Origin of the sequence: Rhizobium sp. CBN3 (genome assembly GCF_030518245.1) — a bacterium.
Lineage (GTDB): Bacteria > Pseudomonadota > Alphaproteobacteria > Rhizobiales > Rhizobiaceae > Rhizobium > Rhizobium aethiopicum_A.
The window spans coordinates 109,774-127,286 of sequence record NZ_JAULSE010000005.1; the positions used below are offsets into that span (position 1 = coordinate 109,774).

At 62.1% G+C, this 17,513-nt stretch carries 18 protein-coding genes; 15 read left to right on the top strand and 3 right to left on the bottom strand.

Translation table 11 applies throughout. The annotated features are described in order from the left end of the window. Positions 1 to 75 precede the first annotated feature (75 nt). From gap to QWJ46_RS10085, 7 genes are all read left to right on the top strand, one after another. On the top strand, positions 76 to 1,086 hold the full coding sequence (gap, locus tag QWJ46_RS10055; RefSeq protein ID WP_064811756.1) for a type I glyceraldehyde-3-phosphate dehydrogenase: 1,011 nt from the start codon (positions 76 to 78) through the stop codon (positions 1,084 to 1,086). A 132-nt stretch (positions 1,087 to 1,218) separates the two neighbouring features. Then, positions 1,219 to 1,533 carry a hypothetical protein gene (locus tag QWJ46_RS10060; RefSeq protein ID WP_302751039.1) on the top strand — a complete coding sequence of 105 codons (315 nt, stop codon included), beginning with the start codon at positions 1,219 to 1,221 and terminating at the stop codon, positions 1,531 to 1,533. 142 nt (positions 1,534 to 1,675) lie between these two features. Beyond that, positions 1,676 to 1,852 (top strand): hypothetical protein, encoded by a 177-nt coding sequence (locus QWJ46_RS10065; protein ID WP_184455045.1) that lies wholly within the window; start codon positions 1,676 to 1,678, stop codon positions 1,850 to 1,852. A gap of 329 nt (positions 1,853 to 2,181) precedes the next feature. After that, complete coding sequence (locus tag QWJ46_RS10070; protein ID WP_302751040.1) at positions 2,182 to 4,056, top strand: potassium/proton antiporter; 1,875 nt, start codon at positions 2,182 to 2,184, stop codon at positions 4,054 to 4,056. A 70-nt stretch (positions 4,057 to 4,126) separates the two neighbouring features. Continuing rightward, positions 4,127 to 5,329: a phosphoglycerate kinase gene (pgk, locus tag QWJ46_RS10075; protein ID WP_302751041.1), complete on the top strand. Its 1,203-nt coding sequence runs from the start codon at positions 4,127 to 4,129 to the stop codon at positions 5,327 to 5,329. A 223-nt stretch (positions 5,330 to 5,552) separates the two neighbouring features. Then, positions 5,553 to 6,578, top strand: coding sequence for a class I fructose-bisphosphate aldolase (locus tag QWJ46_RS10080; RefSeq protein ID WP_302751042.1), 1,026 nt, complete (start codon positions 5,553 to 5,555; stop codon positions 6,576 to 6,578). A gap of 397 nt (positions 6,579 to 6,975) precedes the next feature. Then, positions 6,976 to 7,899 carry a PhzF family phenazine biosynthesis protein gene (locus tag QWJ46_RS10085; RefSeq protein ID WP_302751043.1) on the top strand — a complete coding sequence of 308 codons (924 nt, stop codon included), beginning with the start codon at positions 6,976 to 6,978 and terminating at the stop codon, positions 7,897 to 7,899. 27 nt (positions 7,900 to 7,926) lie between these two features. Here QWJ46_RS10085 and QWJ46_RS10090 read toward each other — a convergent pair whose 3' ends face one another. Continuing rightward, positions 7,927 to 8,091, bottom strand: a complete 165-nt coding sequence (locus QWJ46_RS10090; RefSeq protein ID WP_302751044.1) for a hypothetical protein — start codon at positions 8,089 to 8,091, stop codon at positions 7,927 to 7,929. Between the two features lie 172 nt (positions 8,092 to 8,263). On the opposite strand from QWJ46_RS10090, the gene QWJ46_RS10095 reads away from it, so the two are divergent. From QWJ46_RS10095 to QWJ46_RS10105, 3 genes are all read left to right on the top strand, one after another. After that, positions 8,264 to 9,544, top strand: a complete 1,281-nt coding sequence (locus QWJ46_RS10095) for an MFS transporter (RefSeq protein WP_302751045.1) — start codon at positions 8,264 to 8,266, stop codon at positions 9,542 to 9,544. Positions 9,545 to 9,703: 159 nt separating this feature from the next. After that, a complete protein-coding gene (locus tag QWJ46_RS10100; RefSeq protein ID WP_302751046.1) occupies positions 9,704 to 9,895 on the top strand; it encodes a DUF1192 domain-containing protein in 192 nt (63 codons plus the stop codon). A gap of 392 nt (positions 9,896 to 10,287) precedes the next feature. After that, the gene (locus QWJ46_RS10105) at positions 10,288 to 10,803 is read left to right on the top strand and encodes a DUF1465 family protein (RefSeq protein WP_004679442.1); all 516 of its coding nucleotides are present in this window, start codon (positions 10,288 to 10,290) and stop codon (positions 10,801 to 10,803) included. A 135-nt stretch (positions 10,804 to 10,938) separates the two neighbouring features. Here the strand turns inward: QWJ46_RS10105 and rpmE are convergent, their stop codons facing one another. Further along, on the bottom strand, positions 10,939 to 11,160 hold the full coding sequence (gene rpmE / locus QWJ46_RS10110) for a 50S ribosomal protein L31 (protein WP_009990270.1): 222 nt from the start codon (positions 11,158 to 11,160) through the stop codon (positions 10,939 to 10,941). A gap of 192 nt (positions 11,161 to 11,352) precedes the next feature. On the opposite strand from rpmE, the gene QWJ46_RS10115 reads away from it, so the two are divergent. The 5 genes from QWJ46_RS10115 to QWJ46_RS10135 all read left to right on the top strand — a co-directional run bounded on the left by QWJ46_RS10115 (position 11,353) and on the right by QWJ46_RS10135 (position 16,480). Next, positions 11,353 to 13,152: an ABC transporter transmembrane domain-containing protein gene (locus tag QWJ46_RS10115; protein ID WP_184455037.1), complete on the top strand. Its 1,800-nt coding sequence runs from the start codon at positions 11,353 to 11,355 to the stop codon at positions 13,150 to 13,152. A 138-nt stretch (positions 13,153 to 13,290) separates the two neighbouring features. Beyond that, the gene (locus QWJ46_RS10120; RefSeq protein WP_184455036.1) at positions 13,291 to 14,283 is read left to right on the top strand and encodes a tripartite tricarboxylate transporter substrate binding protein; all 993 of its coding nucleotides are present in this window, start codon (positions 13,291 to 13,293) and stop codon (positions 14,281 to 14,283) included. Between the two features lie 160 nt (positions 14,284 to 14,443). Then, on the top strand, positions 14,444 to 14,632 hold the full coding sequence (locus QWJ46_RS10125) for a YegP family protein (RefSeq protein WP_064804840.1): 189 nt from the start codon (positions 14,444 to 14,446) through the stop codon (positions 14,630 to 14,632). Between the two features lie 252 nt (positions 14,633 to 14,884). Next, complete coding sequence (locus QWJ46_RS10130) at positions 14,885 to 15,223, top strand: YciI family protein (protein WP_302751047.1); 339 nt, start codon at positions 14,885 to 14,887, stop codon at positions 15,221 to 15,223. 6 nt (positions 15,224 to 15,229) lie between these two features. Next, the gene (locus tag QWJ46_RS10135; protein ID WP_302751048.1) at positions 15,230 to 16,480 is read left to right on the top strand and encodes an RNA polymerase sigma factor; all 1,251 of its coding nucleotides are present in this window, start codon (positions 15,230 to 15,232) and stop codon (positions 16,478 to 16,480) included. Here QWJ46_RS10135 and QWJ46_RS10140 read toward each other — a convergent pair whose 3' ends face one another. Continuing rightward, on the bottom strand, positions 16,481 to 17,512 hold the full coding sequence (locus QWJ46_RS10140) for a peptidoglycan -binding protein (RefSeq protein ID WP_302751049.1): 1,032 nt from the start codon (positions 17,510 to 17,512) through the stop codon (positions 16,481 to 16,483). Position 17,513: the final 1 nt, after the last annotated feature.

The window sequence follows — 17,513 nt, forward strand, 5'->3', positions numbered from 1 at the left end:
CTTGAGGCGCTCTCCATCTCCTCAATTCCAGGCCGCCCGGCCTATCGGGCCCTATTCTATCGGGAGTGAATGAACATGACAGTCAAGGTTGCCATCAATGGTTTCGGCCGCATCGGCCGTAACGTCCTCCGCGCTATCGTCGAATCCGGTCGCACCGACATCGAGGTCGTCGCCATCAACGACCTCGGCCCGGTCGAGACCAATGCCCATCTCCTCCGTTACGACTCGATCCACGGCAAGTTCCCGGCCGAAGTGAAGGTCGAAGGCGACACGATCATCGTCGGCGGCGGCAAGCCGATCAAGGTCACCGCGATCAAGGATCCGGCAACGCTGCCGCACCGCGAGCTCGGCGTCGATATCGCCATGGAATGCACTGGCATCTTCACCGCCCGCGACAAGGCCGCCGCCCATCTGACGGCCGGCGCCAAGCGCGTCCTCGTCTCGGCTCCCGCTGATGGCGCCGATCTCACCGTCGTCTACGGCGTCAACCATGACCAGCTCACCAAGGAGCACATGGTCATCTCCAACGCCTCCTGCACCACCAACTGCCTGGTGCCGGTCGTCAAGATTCTCGACGACGCCGTCGGCATCGACCACGGCTTCATGACGACGATCCACTCCTACACCGGCGACCAGCCGACGCTCGACACGATGCACAAGGATCTGTATCGCGCCCGCGCTGCCGCTCTCTCCATGATCCCGACCTCGACGGGCGCCGCCAAGGCTGTCGGCCTCGTGCTGCCGCACCTCAAGGGCAAGCTCGACGGCACCTCGATCCGCGTTCCCACCCCGAACGTCTCGGTCGTCGACTTCAAGTTCGTTTCCAAGAAGGCCACCACGGTCGGCGAAATCAACGAAGCCATCAAGGCTGCCTCCAACGGCAAGCTGAAGGGCATCCTCGGCTACACCGACGAGCCGCTCGTCTCCCGCGACTTCAACCACGACAGCCACTCCTCGATCTTCGCAACCGATCAGACCAAGGTCATGGAAGGTAATTTCGTGCGCGTCCTGTCCTGGTACGACAACGAGTGGGGCTTCTCCAGCCGCATGTCGGACACGGCAGTCGCCTTCGCCAAGCTCATCTGAGCGGCGGATCATTGAAAATCATGGACGGCCCGGGAAACCGGGCCGTTTTTGTTATAGGCGTGTGAAGCCAGTCATGGCATCGTTGATGACCCCGGGGCCGTGTTGCCATCCGGAGGAGATAAAGAGGGATGGATGGATTACTTTACCGTTGAAATCGCCGGCCGCGCCGTCGCCAGCTTTCGCTCGAAGAACCATGAGGAAGCGACGCATTTCTTCGAAGCCGAAGATTTTCGCGACGACCTGACCATTCTAGAATCCGAGGGCAAGCCCCTGTGGGACCGGAAGGCGACGCTCAGCCTGCGCAAAGCGACGGCTGAGGAAGCCAGCGAAGTCGAACACGCCTATGAATTCGACGACGATCCGGAAAGGACCATCGACGATGAGTTCATCGTTTTCCTGGTGCCGGTCGAAGACCTGACCGACGAGGGCGAGGACACTGAAGACTGACCGTGAAAGCCATTTCGAAGCGACGGGTTCGTTGCGGCCGAAGAACGGAATCATGGTTGGCAATTCGCTGGCCAAGCGTGATAAACTGAGGAAATGCAATAGCGCTGCACAATGGCTGAGATGATCTAAGTGGAGGCGATAAATGGCAGAGGCGCAAAAACGCTTGTCCCAAACCACCCTCAAGCGGCGGCAGCGCTTTCACCCCAAGCGGGACGTCAGACCTGCCGTGTTGGCAAAGGCTAATCGTCTGGCCATCCGGGTTGCCGCGTTCATCGGTCTTTCGTTCCTCGCCGTCATCATACTTCAGGCAGTGTTCTGACGGGGCCGCATGGAGGAATGTGTCTATCCTGCTGCGGTTTGCGGATACCCGCAGGAAAAATCGATCTTCCTGCCTTTCGCCCTGCTCTTGCCTGATTTTCTTATACATTCTTTATAGAGAGTTTCTCCCGTAGCATTTCCGTGTCGGTGGCCGTCCGGCAGCCGTTCAGCAGCATGATGCAGCACGAGACGAGGTTAAGCCGCAAGGCCTACCCTTCTCTGCCGTTTTGCCGTTTACTGATGGATCGACGTGCGTGGCGGAGGGGTTGAGACGGACGGATCGGTCGGGGGTGGCCGCATCCGCGAAGGATTCGATGGAAAGGGGTGGGCATGGAAGCGTTCTATATCGTGGTGCTGGTCGCGACGGCGCTTGTGCTTCTTGCCGCTTTTTCGAGTCTGCTCGCCTTCCGCTTAGGCGCTCCGCTGCTTCTTCTCTTCCTGATGATCGGCCTTGCCGCCGGCGTCGACGGGCTCGGCATCGAATTCAGCAACAACTATCTCGCCTATATTCTCGGCTCTATTGCGCTCGCCGTCATCCTGTTCGATTCCGGCTTCGGCACGCCGATGCAGGCCTTTCGGCTCGCGGCCGTGCCTTCTCTGACGCTCGCCTCGGTCGGCGTTCTGATCACCGCCTCGCTCTTTGCCGTCGCTGCCATGTGGCTGTTGAACTTCAGCTGGCTCGAAGGCCTGCTGCTCGGTTCGATCGTCGCATCGACGGATGCCGCCGCCGTCTTCTTCCTGCTGCGCATCGGCGGCATCAACATCCGCGATAAGGTGCGCTCGACGCTGGAAGTTGAATCCGGCACCAACGATCCGATGGCGATCTTCCTCACCATCGCCCTCGTCGAGGTCCTGGCGAGCGGCGAGCGTTATGCCGGCATCAATATCGGCATGCTCGCCATGTTCGTGCAGCAGATGGGGCTCGGCGTCATCCTCGGTCTGCTCGGCGGCATGATGATCGTGCTGATCGTCAGCAGGCTCGACACCGATCGCGGCCTGACGCCGATCTTCGTGCTGGCGCTTGCCCTTCTCGTCTTCTCCTTCGCCGGTGCGGTCGGCGGCAGCGGCTTTCTCGCCGTCTATGTCGCTGGCATCTACGCCGGAAACCGGCGAATGCAGGCGCTTGGCACCATCAAACGCTTCCAGGACGGCATGACCTGGCTGGCGCAGATCATCATGTTCCTGGTGCTCGGCCTGCTCGCCACGCCGTCGCAATTTCCCGCCATCGTCGTGCCGGCGATCCTGCTTGCCCTCTTCCTGATCTTCATTGCCCGGCCGCTGGCAATCTGGCTGTCGCTGCTTCCATTCGATTATACGCAGCAGGAGATCGGTTTCGTCGCCTGGGTCGGCCTGCGCGGCGCCGTCTCCATTTTGCTCGCTATCATGCCGATCCTCGGCGGCCTGGAAAACGGTCAGCTCTTCTTCAACACCGCCTTCATCATCGTGTTGGTCTCCCTGCTCGTCCAGGGCTGGACGATCAAGCCGATAGCCAAGAAGCTCGGCCTGATCATTCCGCCGCGCATCGGCGCCGTCGACAAGGTCGAGGTCGATCTTCCCGGCGCCGCCAACCACGAACTTCTCTCCTACCGTGTCATCAAGGACAGTCCGGTGCTGCGCGGCGAGCGCATTCCGCGCTGGGCCACCCCTTCGCTTGTCATCCGCGACGGCAAGTCAATGCGTTATCAATATGCCGGGCGGCTGCGCGAAAACGATCTGGTGTATCTCTTCATCGTGCCGAGCTATTCCCGGCTGCTCGACCGGCTCTTCGCCAGCCGTGCGCCGGTGGATGAGGACGATGCCGAATTCTTCGGCGCCTTCGCGCTCTCGCCCGCCCGTCCCGCCGCCGATCTCGATGCCGCCTATGGGCCCGGCCTGCTCAACGAATCCGAGAAAGGCCTGACGATCGCGGAACTGATGCGGCAGCGCCTCGGCGGCAAGGCCGATTATGCCGATCGCGTGCGTCTCGGCTCGATCATCCTCATCGTCCGTGATCTCGACGAGCACGACCACGTCACCTCGGTCGGCATGTCGCTCGAAGCGGTCGAACCGGCCACCACCCTGCCGATCTTCATCAATCTCAAGGACATTATCCAGCGCATCCACGACAGGTTGAACGGACGCCGCAACCGCGAAGCGGCGGCCTCCGAAACCATGCCGAAAGCATCGGCCGGAGGCGAGGAAGCTAGACGCGAAAACGGCCGTTGAACGCCTTGCGTCTCGAATGATCCTTGCTATGGTCGGCGCGACTTCCGCCAACCAAGACTGGATCTTCCCCATGCCTTCTTTCAAGACCCTCGACGATCTCTCCGACATCAGCGGCAAGCGCGTGCTCATCCGTGTCGACCTCAATGTCCCGGTCAAGGACGGCAAGGTCACCGATACGACGCGCATCGAGCGAGTGGCGCCGACGATCCTCGAACTGTCGGGCAAAGGCGCCAAGGTGATCCTGCTTGCCCATTTCGGCCGGCCGAAGGACGGTCCGTCGGCGGATCTGTCGCTGTCGCTGATCGCCCCTTCCGTCGAGGAAGTGCTCGATCACGCGGTGCTGACGGCCTCCGACTGCATCGGCGAGGCCGCCGCTTCCGCAGTAGCCGGAATGAATAATGGCGATATTCTGCTGCTGGAAAACACCCGCTTTCACAAGGGCGAGGAAAAGAACGATCCCGATTTCACCAAGGCGCTCGCCGCCAACGGCGATATCTATGTCAATGACGCCTTCTCCGCCGCCCACCGCGCCCATGCTTCCACCGAAGGCCTTGCTCACCACCTGCCGGCCTTTGCCGGCCGCACCATGCAGGCCGAGCTGGAAGCGCTGGAAAAAGGTCTCGGCAATCCCACCCGCCCCGTCGTCGCCATCGTCGGCGGCGCCAAGGTCTCGACCAAGATTGATCTTTTGATGAATCTTGTGAAGAAGGTCGATGCACTCGTCATCGGCGGCGGCATGGCCAATACCTTCATCGCCGCGCGTGGCACCAATGTCGGCAAGTCGCTCTGCGAGCATGATCTTGCTGAAACCGCCAAGCAGATCATGATCGAGGCCGCGACATCAGGCTGCGCCATCATTCTGCCGGAAGACGGTGTCGTCGCCCGCGAGTTCAAGGCGGGTGCCGCCAATGAGACGGTCGATATCAACGCCATTCCCGCCGATGCCATGGTGCTCGACGTCGGGCCGAAATCCATTCAGGCCATCAATGCCTGGATCGAGCGCGCCTCGACGCTCGTCTGGAACGGTCCGCTCGGCGCCTTCGAGATCGAGCCCTTCGATGCCGCAACGGTTGCAGCCGCAAAATACGCCGCCGAGCGCACAGCAGCCGGCAAGCTGACCTCGGTTGCCGGCGGCGGCGATACCGTCTCAGCGCTGAACCATGCCGGCGTTGCCGACGATTTCACCTATGTCTCCACCGCCGGCGGCGCTTTCCTCGAATGGATGGAAGGCAAGGAGTTACCCGGCGTCGCCGTCCTCAACGCCGGCAAATGAGCGCTAAGCGAATTTGGCAGGTTTTACATGTGGATAGACCGCGGCGGCGAGACGCCTTCCGCGGTCTTTTGCTCAGGCGCCGGAAAAAATCCCAATTTTTCAAACGATTGAAACGATTTCAATCGTTTCAATGACTTAGCCTTCCATTTTCCTCCCTATAAACTTCTGTTATCGCCGTCCTATATTCTTAAACCGCCGATGTTTCATGCTGTGGAGAGAACGAATGAGCGAACGACTGGAAGATATTGCCGTGCAGATGGTTGCAGGCGGCAGGGGACTGCTTGCGGCTGATGAATCGACCTCGACCATCAAGAAGCGTTTCGACACGATCAATCTCGAATCGACCGAAACGAGCCGTCGCGATTACCGCGAGATGCTCTTCCGCTCCGACGAGGCGATGAAGAAATATATTTCCGGCGTTATCCTCTTCGAAGAGACGCTCTTCCAGAAGGCCGCGGACGGCACGCCTTTCGTCGATATCATCCGCGCCGCTGGTTCCATTCCCGGCATCAAGGTCGATACCGGCGCCAAGCCGATGGCCAAATTTCCGGGCGAAACCATCACCGAAGGCCTCGATGGTCTCGGCGAGCGCCTTGCCCGCTATTATGAGGCTGGCGCCCGTTTCGCCAAGTGGCGCGGCGTCATCGCCATCTCCTCGACACTGCCGACCCGCGGCTCGGTTCGCGCCAACGCTCAGGCGCTTGCCCGCTACGCGGCCCTCTGCCAGGAAGCCAAGATCGTTCCGATCGTCGAGCCGGAATGCCTGATGGACGGCAAGCCGGGCGACCACAATATCGACCGCTGCGCCGAAGTCACCGAATCCACGCTGCGCATCGTTTTTGAGGAACTGGCCGATGCCCGCGTCAGCCTCGAAGGCATGATCCTGAAGCCGAACATGATCATCGACGGCAAGAACGCCCGCAAGGCCTCGGTCGCCGAAGTCGCCGAACGCACCGTGCAGGTGCTCAAGCGCACGGTTCCGTCCGCGGTTCCCGGCATCGCCTTCCTCTCCGGCGGTCAGTCGACCGAAGAAGCGAGCGCGCACCTTTCGGCGATCAATGCCACAGCCGACCTGCCCTGGTTCGTCACCTTCTCCTACGGCCGCGCCCTGCAGGACAGTGCGCTCAAGGCCTGGAACGGCAAGCCGGAAAACGTCGCCGCCGGCCAGCGTGAATTCACCCATCGCGCCGAGATGAACAGTCTCGCCGCCAAGGGCAGCTGGAAGAAGGACCTGGAAAAGGCCGCCTGATTTTGAGCATTTGGGAAAAGGCGAGGGCAGCAACCACAACGTTGCGGCTCTTGCCTAATCCCCCCGCCTTCCTCGCTACGTCTGTGGCCGTCACATTGAGGGAGGAGCTCAGCGCCGCCACATACCCCTTCTCCCCAGCGGGGAGAAGATGCCGGCAGGCAGATGAGGGGGCCACACGGCACAGCATTGATTGCCCTGCTCGCTCACAACAATAACAAATGTTCTGCCGCGGCCCCCTCATCCGACCCTTCGGACTACCTTCTCCCCGCTGGGGAGAAGGGAGCAACCAACCCAACGCGCCAGACACCCTCCTTCTCATTGTCACGGCGACAAGAAACCACTTCGTCTCATCTAAATCCGTGATTATTCATAACGGCCCGCCACAACAGGAGCCGCGATGAACACCCTTTCCTACGTCACCGTCGATGTCTTCACGTCCACGCGCTTCGAGGGCAATCCGCTTGCGGTCATCTCCGATGCGCGCGGCCTCACCGATGCGGCGATGCAGAAGATCGCCACCGAGTTCAACTATTCCGAGGTGACTTTCGTCCTGCCGCCGGAAGACCCCGAGAATTCTGCCCGCGTGCGCATCTTCACCCCGACGATGGAAATCCCCTTTGCCGGCCATCCGAACGTCGGCACCGCCTACGTGCTCGGCCAGCAGGCGGAGATCTTCGGTAAGCCGGTCGGCGAGAAGCTGCGCTTCGAGGAAGAAGCCGGCATCGTCGAGGTCGACCTGAGACGCAGCGGCGGAAAGGTTGCGGCAACAGCCATCCGCGCGCCGCAGCCACTAACGGTCGGCGATACCATTGCCGAGGAAATCATCGCCCGCTGCATCGGGCTCGAACCCGGCGCCATCGTCAAAACCGCCCACGCCCCTGTCTTTGCCTCGGTCGGCCTGAACTTCGCCATTGCCGAGTTGAACGGGCTCGAGGCGCTCTCCGCCGCCCGTCCGAATCTCGCCGGCTTCCAGGCCGCCGCCGGCCGGCAGACGACGAGCGGCCACGACTTCTCCCTCTTCGTCTATGCCAGGACACCCGAAAATCCGTGGGCTATTCACGCCCGCATGTTCGCGCCTCTCGACAACGTACCCGAAGATCCGGCAACCGGCAGCGCTTCGGCCGCTCTCGGCGCCTATCTCGTCGCGCTGACGCCGGAGGCCGATATGAACGTCCGCATCACCATCGAACAGGGCGTGGAAATGGGCCGCCGCAGCGTCATCACCCTCGACGTGGCAAAATCCGGCGGCCTCGTCACCGATGTCATCATCTCGGGAAACTGCGTTGCCGTGATGCGCGGCGAAATCATCCTGCAGGACTGACGGCCACATCGAGGCTTCTGCCGAGGCTTACATCAGAAAGTCGCGCGACAGCAACGCCACTGCCCATATGCCGAAGGCGATCAGCGCGATCTTCCAGAAATCCATCCGCCGCCGGAGGCCGGGAAGCCCGAGCGGCTTGATCACCTGTATCGCCATGGCAAGGATGAGCGGCAAGGCTATCAGCTTTGTCATGCTTTATTTTTTCCGTTTTTCCGAATGCCACAGGACGGACATTTTTCCGCGCGAACAAGAGGATCACACACGCCGTAAAGGCATTCCGGGGCACAATCAATCATCTTGAGGCTGGGCAGGCGCAGGTCTTGCCTTATGTCCGTTCATAATCGCTTAAGACCGAGTCTGGGAAATGAAGAGAAATCTGCTGTCCGTCGCCGCGCTGCTCTTTGGCACGCTCTTCCTTTTCATGGGCAATGGTCTGCAGGGCATCCTGCTTCCCGTACGCGGCAATCTCGAAGGCTACGCCACGACGACGCTCGGCCTGCTTGGCACCTCATGGGCCGGCGGCTTCGTCATCGGCTGCCTGGTGGCGCCGAAACTGGTGCGCCGCGTCGGCCATGTCAGAGCCTTCTCCGGATTCATCTCGATCATCGCCATCATCGCGCTGGTCAGCGGCATAATCATCGATCCGTTCTGGTGGGTGATCCTGCGCGCGGTGACCGGCTTCTCCACCGCCGGCACGTCGATGATCATCGAAAGCTGGCTGAACGAGCGCGCCAGCAACGAGAGCCGCGGTGCGATCTTCTCGCTCTATATCGGCATCACACTGCTCGGCGTCGTCGGCGGCCAGATGATGATACCGCTCGAAGATGTGCGCACGCCGGTGCTGTTCATGATCTGCGGCATCTTTTATTGCATCGCCATGTTGCCGACGACGCTATCGACCGCGGCCTCACCGCAGCCGCTGAAGGCCGTGCGCCTCGACCTGCCGGCGCTGTATCGCAATTCGCCCGTCTCCTGCCTCGGCATTCTGCTCGTCGGCATTGCCAACGGCGCTTACGGCACGCTGGGCGCTGTCTTCGGCGCCAGCGCCGGCCTTTCCGACACCAGCATCGCCATCATGATGAGCGCGACCATCTTCGCCGGCGCCATGATGCAGCTGCCGGCCGGCCGGCTGTCTGATCGTATCGATCGGCGCTACGTGCTCGCCGCCCTGTCGGCGATTGCCGCCATCGCCGGCCTGCTGATCTTTCTGCTTCACCCAACATCTCCAGCCTTGCTGATCGGGCTCGTTGTCCTTTACGGCGCGGTGGCAAACACGCTCTATCCGATCGCTGTCGCTCACGCCAACGACTTCGCGGCGTCGGAGGATTTCGTCAAGGTCTCCGGCGGCCTGCTGCTGCTCTACGGCATCGGCACGGTCATCGGCCCGACGCTCGGCGGCCCCGTCATGTCGGCAATCACCCCGCACGCGCTTTTCCTGGTCACCGCCGTCGCCCATGTGTTGATCACCGTTTATGCGATTATCAGAAGCCGCATCCGCGCCGCCGTCCCCGCCAGCGACCGCGACGCCTATACGACGATCCCGACCGGCACGTCGCCGATGCTGACACCGCAGAGCATGTCGCTGGCCGATCGTGGCACCGGCAAATCTCCCGAAAGCAGCGATCCTGCTGTAAAGTTCGGTTAGGCCTTCCTGCAAAAAGCCGCGCTGCGGTTTTCTCCGTGGCTCGCGAAAAACGAAAATGGGGAGGCGAGACTGGATTTGCGCCGGATCGGCCTAAATTCCGATTCCGTATCGGCCGCATTTTTCGGCATTATGCTGCCGGCAGCAAAAGGAGGAGAACCGATGAGCTTTATCGATGACGACCGGCCGCAGAAGAAAACCGCCCACGAGATCGGCGCCGATCTCTCCATGCTTTCGGTGGATGAGCTGAAGGCGCGAGTGGAATTGCTGAAAACCGAGATCGCCCGGCTCGAAGCCGAAGCCGCCCGCAAAGCATCCGGGCGGCAGGTCGCTGAAAGCTTCTTCCGCTCGTGATCCGCTAAAAGCCTCCGAAAACAAGACCATAGGCAGGCAAAATGAGCCAGCCTCAAGTCTTCATTCGGCACAATGTTAATAAAACATTAAGCTTTATAAGGTATTACTGTACTCATCCAGGCTTTCTCTGGATCTCAGACAAGTTTTCCACGCGGTGAATTGGTCTGATTTTTCTCCCTGTTTTACCTTGAGAGCCGCTTTTGCGGCTCTTCTTTTTGCTGCGGCCGGCGCATTTCCATGAAACTGTGGAGATTAACCCTTTCTTAAGAAACGGCTTGCGCATTTGCGCTAATGATACCATCTTAAAGTCATAAAGACCGGACGCGGAAACTTTTCCGTCAACCCCGGCGTTACCTGACCATAAGTAGCTGCGTGCAACAGGGACTATTGCGATGTCGGAAGTTGGATTGAACACGATCAGTTTTGCGGGCCGCGCGGCTGCATCCTCACAGTTCAAGGCACTCTATGCCGAAGGCATGTCGCTGGTCGAAGAGACCGCCGCCTATCTCGACGGCCAAGGCCGCGCAGCCTCCAAGGTTCTGCCGCGCATGGCATCTGTCCTCTACGCCGCGGAATCGATGCGGCTGACCACCCGCCTGATGCAGATGGCCTCGTGGCTGCTGCTGCAGCGCGCCGTCAACAATGGCGAAATGTCGCGCGACCAGGTGCTGGCCGAGAAGAACAAGGTCCGCCTCGACGGCTTCAACGTCGACCGCGCGGCACCCGGCTGGGGCGATCTGCCGGAATCCTTCCGCGACCTCGTCGAGCGCTCCCTGCGCCTGCAGAACCGCATCGCGCTGCTGGATCGCGAAATCTATCGTCCGGCCGAAGCCGTGATCGTTCATGACAATCAGAACAGCGTCCAGGCGCAGCTTTCCCTGCTACAGACGGCCTTCGGCAACAACTGACCAGATCTGCTAAATCCATTTGGACCGGCTGCGCGGTGGGCGGCCGGTTTTTTGTTGCCGCTGCGCACCGTTCTGCGAACGCAAAAAAGCCCGGCAGAACCGGGCTCCTTGCGAAACGTCGTCAAGCAGAAGCGATTAGAGACCGAGGCCGCCGAAACGCTTGTTGAACTTGGAAACGCGGCCGCCGCGGTCCATGAGCTGCTGGTTGCCGCCCGTCCAGGCCGGATGCGACTTGGAATCGATTTCTAGGTTCATGACAGCGCCTTCCGAACCCCAGGTCGAGCGGGTTTCGTATTCGGTGCCATCGGTCATGACTACCTTGATCGTGTGATAGTCGGGATGGATGCCTGCCTTCATAACAATCTTCCTGCGATACCGGAGTTCAATTTGCCGCATGCAGTTGCGGCCAACGAACCGATTGAATAAATGAAGCCGCAGTCGTGATGGCTACGGCTTCCCATTAGGATGCGGTGCCTATACATGAAGGACGCCGGGATAACAAGAGCCAACAGGCCGCATTAGCGGGTCCTGCAGGCGATCGGAGACGATTTGGCAGAACAGGCACGGGCTGAGGAAAACAGAAGGCGGTCGCTGCGGCCACTCGGCAGGCTGATACCTTATGTCACGCGTTATCGCGGGCTGGTGGCCGGCGCGCTGATTTCGCTGGCGCTCGCCGCCATGACCTCGCTGGCACTTCCGCTCGCCGTACGCCGCATGATCGACCACGGCTTCACCCAGTCTGACGGCAGCTTCATCAACAGCTACTTCGCTATGCTGATGGTCATGGCCGTCGTGCTCGCGATCGCCAGCGCGTTGCGTTATTATTTCGTCATTACCATCGGCGAACGTATCGTCGCCGATCTTCGCCGCGACGTCTTTAACCATGTGACGCGGCTGTCGCCCTCCTTCTTCGACGTCAACCAGTCCGGCGAGATCGTCTCGCGTCTGACTGCCGATACGACGCAGATCAAGTCCGCCGTCGGCGCCACCGCCTCGGTGGCGCTCAGGAACCTCATTCTCTGTCTCGGCGCCATGGGCATGATGGTCGTCACCTCGCCGAAACTTTCGAGCCTCGTCATCGGAGCGATCCCGCTGATCGTCTTTCCGCTCGTCGCCTTCGGCCGCTCGGTGCGCAGGCGTTCTCGCGCCGCTCAGGATACGCTTGCCGAAGCGTCCGCCTTCGCCAATGAGACGATCGCCGCGACCCGTACGGTACAGGCCTTCAACGGCGAGGATGCCGCGGCGAGGCGATACGCCGGCGCCGTCGAATCTGCCTACGAGGCCGCCCGCGCCGCCATCCGCTCGCGCGCACTCTTGACCGGCATCGCCATCACCCTGATCTTCGGCAGCGTCGTCGCCGTGCTCTGGGTCGGCGCCCACGGCGTGCTTGCCGGCACGCTGTCTGCCGGCACGCTCGGCCAGTTCCTGCTCTACGCCGTGATCTCCGCGGGGTCGCTCGGCGCGCTGTCGGAGGTCTGGGGCGAACTCTCGCAGGCGGCCGGCGCCGCCGACCGGTTGACCGAACTTCTCGACGAGGTGTCGCCGATATCAGCCCCCGCCAACCCCGAGGCTCTCCCTTCGCCCAGCCGCGGCCGCGTCGAGTTTTCCGACGTGCATTTCGCCTATCCCTCGCGCCCCGGCAAATCGGCCTTGCATGGCTTGAGCTTCGCCGTTGCCCCGGGCGAAACCGTCGCCATTGTCGGCCCCTCCGGCGCCGGCAAGAGCACAGTCTTTTCGTTGCTGCTGCGCTTCTACGACCCGCAGCAGGGCAGCGTGGCAATTGACAGTGTCGATGCCCGGCTGACGACGCCTGACGAGTTGCGCCAGCGCATCGCCATCGTGCCGCAGGACGTCACCATCTTCGCTGCATCGATCCATGACAACATCGCTTTCGGCCGCCCCGGTGCATCGCGTGAGGAAGTCCACGCCGCAGCGCTTGCCGCCCAGGCCGATGAATTCATCGCCCGGCTGGATAACGGCTACGAGACCGAGGTCGGCGAACGCGGCGTCACCCTCTCCGGCGGCCAGCGACAGCGCATCGCGATTGCGCGCGCCATCCTGAAGAACGCGCCCGTGCTGCTGCTCGACGAGGCGACCTCCGCACTCGACGCCGAAAGCGAGACGCTGGTGCAGAAGGCGCTCGACGGCTTGGTCGACGGCCGTACGACGCTCGTCATCGCCCATCGCCTGGCAACCGTGCTGAAGGCCGACCGCATCCTCGTCATGGACCAGGGCCGCGTCGTGGAGGAAGGCACGCATCAGAGCCTGATCCGGTACGGCGGCATCTATGCCCGCCTCGCCCGCCTGCAATTCGACGCCGCCAACGAGGATGTGCTCGCAGCCAAATAGAAGGCAGGCGCCTCTGGCCGCACGAGACTAAAGTCTGGCTCAACTGCGCCTCCCTACGGTTGTCTTTACCGCCTCCTGCCCTACCCTCTTCATGCCCCTGGGTGGGGATTGCTGTTGAAATCGTGGGAGGAGATAGGAATGGCGCTTTCCAACATCACGCGACGCACGGGCCTCGCGCTCGCTCTTGGCCTGACTGCAATGCTGGGGCTCGGCAGCTCTGCTGTTGCTGCGGATTTTCCCGATCGCGCGATCACCATGGTCGTGCCCTTCGCGGCCGGCGGCTCGACCGACGTCGTCGCCCGCATCGTCGCGCAGAAGATGTCGGAGGATCTCGGCCAGCAGGTGATCGTCCAGAACGTCGCCGGCGCCGGCGGCAATCTCGGCGCCGGCAACGTCGCGCGCGCCGAGCCCGACGGCTATACCATTCTGATGGGCACCGTCGCGACCCACGCCCTCAATCCGCTGATCCTCAAATCGACCCCCTACGACCCCGAGAAGGATTTCGCCCCTGTCTCGCTGCTCGTCGTCGTGCCGAACGTGCTGGTCGTCAATCCGGAACTACCGGCAAAAACCGTGCCGGAACTGATCGCGCTGCTGAAGGCCGAGCCCGACAAATACAGTTATGCCTCGTCGGGCAACGGCACGCCGCTGCATCTCTCCGGCGAGCTCTTCAAGTCCATGGCCGGCGTCAGCATGCAGCATATCCCCTATAAGGGTGCCGGTCCGGCATTGAACGATGTCATCGGCAACCAGGTGCCGATCATGTTCGACAACTTGCCCTCCTCCTCCAGCCACATCAAGGCCGGCACGCTGCGGGCGCTGGCGGTGACGACCGCCGAGCGCGCGCCCTCCTTCCCTGATGTGCCCACGATTGCCGAGTCGGGCATACCGGGCTACGAGACCTATACCTGGAACGCGCTTTTTGCCCCGGCCAACACGCCGAGCGAGGTGGTGACGCGTCTCAACGCCTCGGCCAACAAGGCGCTCAAAGATCCAGCCGTTGCCGAACGCATGAAGGAATTCAGCGCCACCATCGTCGGCTCGACGCCGGAGGAACTCGCCGCCCATGTGAAAGCCGAGCTCGCCAAATGGGGACCGGTCGTCAAGGGCGCGAACATCCAGATGGAGTGACGCCGGTCTATGCCGCCGCTCGCCTCGCTTGCGTTCCACGGAAGCGACGGCAATTGGACGCCGTGCAACTCATTTCTAATTAAGGTGGTGGAAAAGCTCACCCTTTTGGTCTAGCCTCGGCCATGCTGATGGTTGGAATTCAGCGTTTTGGGAGACATCAATGTATAAATTCGAAGTCTACAAGGATAAATCAGGCGAATTCCGTTTCCGATTCAAGGCATCGAACGGCGAAACTATGTTCAGTTCCGAAGGCTACAAGGCGAAGGCATCCGCCCTGAACGCCATCGAATCCATCAAGAAGAACTCGCCCGGCGCCGACATCGTAGACCAGACCAAGGCCGAAGCCTGAACAGGACGGCACGGGCGGCATGAATGCCGCCCTGCTTTTTCGCGCCTTGAAAGGCGCTGGTGTCTTTGAAACCCGCCTCACCTGCTTTGAATGTCCGGCGCGGTTTTTCCTTTTTCAAGTATTTTTTCAAAGCATGTCGAAACGAACGGCGATCGCGCCTCATTGTCTTGGAACGGCTGAACCGCTCCACCAGGCTAGATGGCTTTCGTCGGCGGCCTGGATAAAAGCCAACAACGAGATCAGGAGTTTTCCATGCAATATGCCCTCATCATTCGCGAAGCGCCGGAGGATTTCGCCCGCCGTAGCGACCCGGTCTATCGCGACGGCTGGGTCGCCTACACCCAGGCGCTTGTCCAGGCGGGGATCATGACCGGCGGCGCCGGGCTGACAGCGCCCGAGACTGGTACGGTCATACGCCGCAAAGGCGAGGATCACGATGTCCAGGATGGTCCCTATCCGGAAGGCAAGGAACAACTGGGCGGCTTCTATCTGATCGAGGTGCCCGATTTGGACGCCGCGCTCGAATGGGCGACGCGCGTTCCGATTTCCGACAGGGGTTCTGTCGAAGTGCGCCCTCGCCTGCAGATGTGAGGAAGGATGCCACCCGATGCAGGACGCGCCACCGAACAGGTGGCGCGACAGTCCTACGGCAAGCTGATCGCCTTTCTCGCCGCCCGCTCGCGCGACGTGCCGGCGGCAGAAGACGCATTGTCGGACGCGCTGGCTTCGGCCCTGCGCGTCTGGCCGGAGCGCGGCGTTCCTGCCAATCCGGAAGCCTGGCTGCTCGTGGCCGCCCGCCGCAACCTGATGCAGGCGGCACGCCGCCGCACTGTCGAGGCCAACGCGCAAACGACGATATCGGTGGCCTTGGAGGAAGCCGAGGAACACATGAACGAGGCCAGCAATTCCGTTTTTCCCGATGAACGGCTGAAGCTGCTCTTCGCCTGTACCCACCCTGCCATCGACAGCTCCGTGCATACGGCCCTGATGCTGCAGACGATTCTCGGCATCGAAGCGAGGACCATTGCACGAGCCTTCGTCGTTTCGGCGGAAGCGATGAGCCAGCGGCTGGTGCGGGCCAAGGTGAAGATCCGGGAGGCCGGGATTCCCTTCACCATTCCGTCTCGGCCCGCCCTGCCTGGGCGCCTTACCGCCGTGCTTTTGGCGATCTACGCCGCCTACGGCCTCGGATGGGACGGTCTCGATGGCGAGGAATCGCACCATTCGCTTGCCGGCGAAGCGATCTGGCTCGGACGGGCGCTTCTGACGGTGCTGCCGGATGAACCGGAAGCGATCGGCCTCGTCTCGCTGATGCTTTACTGCGAAGCCCGCCGGAGCGCCCGGCGTGACAGCGCCGGTCGCTATGTACCGCTCGACGAGCAGGACCCGGCCGGCTGGGACGCCACCATGATCGCGGAGGCGAACGCGCTGCTGCGCAAGGCAGGGAGCTTCAACCGTTTCGGCCCCTATCAGTGCCAGGCGGCGATTCAATCGGTGCATGCGGCGCGCCGCGTCTCGCGAACGACCGACTGGCAGGCGCTAACGACGCTCTATGCCGCGTTGCTGACGATGAAGCCGACGCTCGGCGCGCGCGTCGCCCAAGCGGCGGTGATTGGCCGGGCTTTAAGCCCCGCCGAGGGCCTGACCCTGCTCGACAAGGTCGATCCGCGCGCGGTCATAGCCTATCAGCCCTACTGGGCTGTACGTGCCTTTCTTCTGGCACGAGCCGGCGATGATGCTGCCGCGGCCGACGCCTACCTGACGGCGATCGGCCTCAGCGACAGCCCCGCCGTGCGCGACTTCCTCGCCAGCCGACTGGAGCAGGTGCGCCAAGCCTCGCCAGGTTGATCATTTCTCCGTCAGCTTCAGCTCGATGCGGCGGTTGGTGGCGCGCGCATCCGCCGTATCGCCCGGCGCGATCGGCTGGAACTCGCCGAAGCCGGCGGCAACGAGCCGGTCGGCCGGCACGCCCTGGCTGATCAGGAACTTGACGACCGAAATCGCGCGCTCCGAGGAGAGTTCCCAGTTGTCGCGATAGCGGCCGGTTCCGGCGAGCGGCACATTGTCGGTATGGCCGTCGACGCGCAGCACCCAGTTGATCTCCGGGGGAATTTCCTTGGCGAGATCGAGAAGAGCGGCGGCGAGCTTCGCCATCTCCGTCTGCCCGTCCGGATTGAGATCGGCGCCGCCCGAGGGAAACAGCACTTCCGACTGGAAGACGAACCGGTCGCCGACGATGCGGATATTCTCGCGATCTGACAGGATTTCACGCAACCGGCCGAAGAAGTCGGAACGGTAACGGTTCAGTTCCTGCACGCGCGCGGCCAGCGCCACGTTGAGGCGACTGCCGAGATCGGCGATCTTGGTCTGCGAGACCCGGTCCTTCTCCTCGGATGCCTGCAGCGCCGCTTCGACCGCGGCGATCTGGCTGCGGAGTGCGGCGATCTGCTGATTCAAGAGTTCGACCTGGCTCAGCGCCCGTTCGCTCACCTGCTTCTGCTCGTCGAGCTCCTGCGTCATGGCGCCGATCCGCTTCTGAGCCGCATCCTTGCCGCCCGAGCCGGCGTTCAGCAGCGCCTGAAGCCGCGAGCGGTCGCCTTCGGCAGTCGCGAGCGAGGCTTGCAGATTGGCGACCGAATCCTGGAGATCCTGGTTGCTGCCCTTTTCGAGCGCCAGAAGCTGCGTCAGCTCATTGATCTGGCTATTGAGGCGATTGAGCACCTCGTCGCGCCCGGTGATTTCGCGGCTGAGGATGAACTGCCCGACGACGAAAACCGTCAGCAGGAACATGATCGAAATGAGCAGCGTCGACAGCGCATCGACGAAGCCCGGCCAGTAATCCACCGTGCGTTCGCGGCGGCGGTTGCGGGCAAGTGCCATG